Source organism: Microvirga massiliensis (assembly GCF_001006805.1).
Taxonomy (GTDB): domain Bacteria; phylum Pseudomonadota; class Alphaproteobacteria; order Rhizobiales; family Beijerinckiaceae; genus Microvirga; species Microvirga massiliensis.
The window spans coordinates 2501-5386 of sequence record NZ_LN811386.1; the positions used below are offsets into that span (position 1 = coordinate 2501).

Here is a 2886-nt window from a genome sequence, read left to right on the forward strand (position 1 = left end):
GTACTGGTTCGCTATCGGTCGCTGAGGAGTACTTAGGCTTGGAGGGTGGTCCCCCCATGTTCAGACAGGATTGCACGTGTCCCGCCCTACTCGAGGATCGTGATAGTCATGACCCGTACGGGGCTGTCACCCGCTCAGGCCCGCCTTTCCAGACGGTTCCGGTTTGACCCATCACGACCACTGGCCTGATCCGCGTTCGCTCGCCACTACTAGCGGAGTCTCGGTTGATGTCCTTTCCTCCGGGTACTGAGATGTTTCAGTTCCCCGGGTTCGCCTCAAATCCCTATGGATTCAGGATCTGATCCCTTCACGGACCCCTTGTAGTCCAACACCACAGGATGGCGTCAGAATACAAAGGGTCGAAGGGGGGTTGCCCCATTCGGAGATCCTCGGATCAAAGCTCGTTCGCAGCTCCCCGAGGCTTATCGCAGCGTACCACGTCCTTCATCGCCTCTCAGCGCCAAGGCATCCACCGGATGCTCTTAAGACACTTGATTGCTCTCATGATCGATGCCCGCCCTCTCTCGACGACAGGCTCGAACAGAAAGACCAGCCCCCAGGCTCTCGCCTGAAGGCTTATGCTTGCCGAACACATCCAGCCGCGGTTGCCCGCGCTTCCCAGGATGAGGTCCCGGGGACCGGATATGTTCCCTCTTCACGATTTCAAACACCCACGCGGCACGTCCTCAGACGCACACACGGGGAATTCCTTGACAGTTCCGGACGGCGGCACGCCACCCTCAACTCACACGGAGGAGGATGGTGGAGCCAGACGGGATCGAACCGACGACCTCAAGCTTGCAAAGCTAGCGCTCTCCCAACTGAGCTATGGCCCCAGATGACCGAGAGACAGCAAAGCGCCCGATCCCCCGGGACCGCCCTGAGGATGGTGGGCCTGGGACGACTCGAACGTCCGACCTCACCCTTATCAGGGGTGCGCTCTAACCACCTGAGCTACAGGCCCGAAGCGATCCGAGCCCAAAGCCCAAATCTGCCCGCAGGCCGCGGCCGCGCCACAAAGCGCGCCAGAGCCTGCATTGTCCGGAAACGGGGAAGAGAAACGAAGACGGCGTGTCCCGCCAGTGAAGGCCTCGACTGGCCTTCTTGTGTTTCTAAAACGATCCGATCGCCCCGTCGGGTGACGGTGCTGAAGGGATCATCCTTAGAAAGGAGGTGATCCAGCCGCAGGTTCCCCTACGGCTACCTTGTTACGACTTCACCCCAGTCGCTGACCCTACCGTGGTCGCCTGCCTCCTTGCGGTTGGCACAGCGCCGTCGGGTAAAACCAACTCCCATGGTGTGACGGGCGGTGTGTACAAGGCCCGGGAACGTATTCACCGTGGCGTTCTGATCCACGATTACTAGCGATTCCGCCTTCATGCACCCGAGTTGCAGAGTGCAATCTGAACTGAGACGGCTTTTTGGGATTAGCTCCAGGTCGCCCCTTCGCTGCCCATTGTCACCGCCATTGTAGCACGTGTGTAGCCCAACCTGTAAGGGCCATGAGGACTTGACGTCATCCCCACCTTCCTCGCGGCTTATCACCGGCAGTCCCCTTAGAGTGCCCAACTGAATGCTGGCAACTAAGGGCGAGGGTTGCGCTCGTTGCGGGACTTAACCCAACATCTCACGACACGAGCTGACGACAGCCATGCAGCACCTGTGTTCCAGCCAGCCGAACTGAAGGGGTCCATCTCTGGTCCCCATACTGGACATGTCAAAGGTTGGTAAGGTTCTGCGCGTTGCTTCGAATTAAACCACATGCTCCACCGCTTGTGCGGGCCCCCGTCAATTCCTTTGAGTTTTAATCTTGCGACCGTACTCCCCAGGCGGGATGCTTAAAGCGTTAGCTGCGCCACTGACGCGCAAGCGCGCCAACGGCTGGCATCCATCGTTTACGGCGTGGACTACCAGGGTATCTAATCCTGTTTGCTCCCCACGCTTTCGCGCCTCAGCGTCAGATCCGGACCAGTTGGCCGCCTTCGCCACCGGTGTTCTTGCGAATATCTACGAATTTCACCTCTACACTCGCAATTCCACCAACCTCTTCCGGTCTCGAGCCGTCCAGTATCGAGGGCCATTCTGTGGTTGAGCCACAGGCTTTCACCCCCGACTTGGCCGGCCGCCTACGCGCCCTTTACGCCCAGTGATTCCGAGCAACGCTAGCCCCCTTCGTATTACCGCGGCTGCTGGCACGAAGTTAGCCGGGGCTTCTTCTCACGCTACCGTCATTATCGTCGCGTGCGAAAGAGCTTTACAACCCTAGGGCCTTCATCACTCACGCGGCATGGCTGGATCAGGCTTGCGCCCATTGTCCAATATTCCCCACTGCTGCCTCCCGTAGGAGTCTGGGCCGTGTCTCAGTCCCAGTGTGGCTGATCATCCTCTCAGACCAGCTACTGATCGTCGCCTTGGTGGGCCATTACCCCACCAACAAGCTAATCAGACGCGGGCCGATCTTCCGGCGATAAATCTTTCCCCGTAAGGGCGTATCCGGTATTAGCCCAAGTTTCCCTGGGTTATTCCGAACCAGAAGGCACGTTCCCACGTGTTACTCACCCGTCTGCCACTCATCCCGAAGGATGCGTTCGACTTGCATGTGTTAAGCCTGCCGCCAGCGTTCGCTCTGAGCCAGGATCAAACTCTCAACTTAGAGTCAGATCTCACTCAAGATCTCACTGAATTGACAGAGCCTCACCAAAGAGCCGGCGTTTCCACCAGCCCCAGTGAGCTCTCGAGCCTCAGACCGACGTTGCCGCCAGCCAGAGAACTCGTTCAAAACGTGGATCCCGTTGTCTTCCTCAATGACTGCCCAAAGGCAGCCCGCAGGGACAACGCCGTCCACGCTTCTCTTCCCATCCAACTTGTCAAAGAGCAAAATACCCG

1 protein-coding gene, 2 tRNA genes and 2 rRNA genes (1 of these 5 running past the window's edge) are annotated in these 2886 nt (G+C 58.6%); all 5 read right to left on the reverse strand.

What is annotated here, in order from left to right; genetic code table 11:
• A 23S ribosomal RNA gene (locus tag BN1233_RS42345) occupies window positions 1-497 on the reverse strand; it reaches 2302 nt to the left of the window's first position.
• 263 nt (window positions 498-760) lie between these two features.
• Window positions 761-836 (reverse strand) — tRNA-Ala (locus BN1233_RS42350).
• A gap of 51 nt (window positions 837-887) precedes the next feature.
• A tRNA-Ile gene (locus BN1233_RS42355) sits at window positions 888-964 on the reverse strand.
• A 202-nt stretch (window positions 965-1166) separates the two neighbouring features.
• Window positions 1167-2653, reverse strand: a 16S ribosomal RNA gene (locus tag BN1233_RS42360).
• Together the 16S and 23S rRNA genes with 2 tRNA genes alongside form the textbook arrangement of a ribosomal RNA operon.
• Window positions 2654-2656: 3 nt before the next feature.
• The coding region (locus tag BN1233_RS49395) for a hypothetical protein (RefSeq protein WP_048710819.1) at window positions 2657-2886 on the reverse strand (230 nt) is incomplete at its 5' end.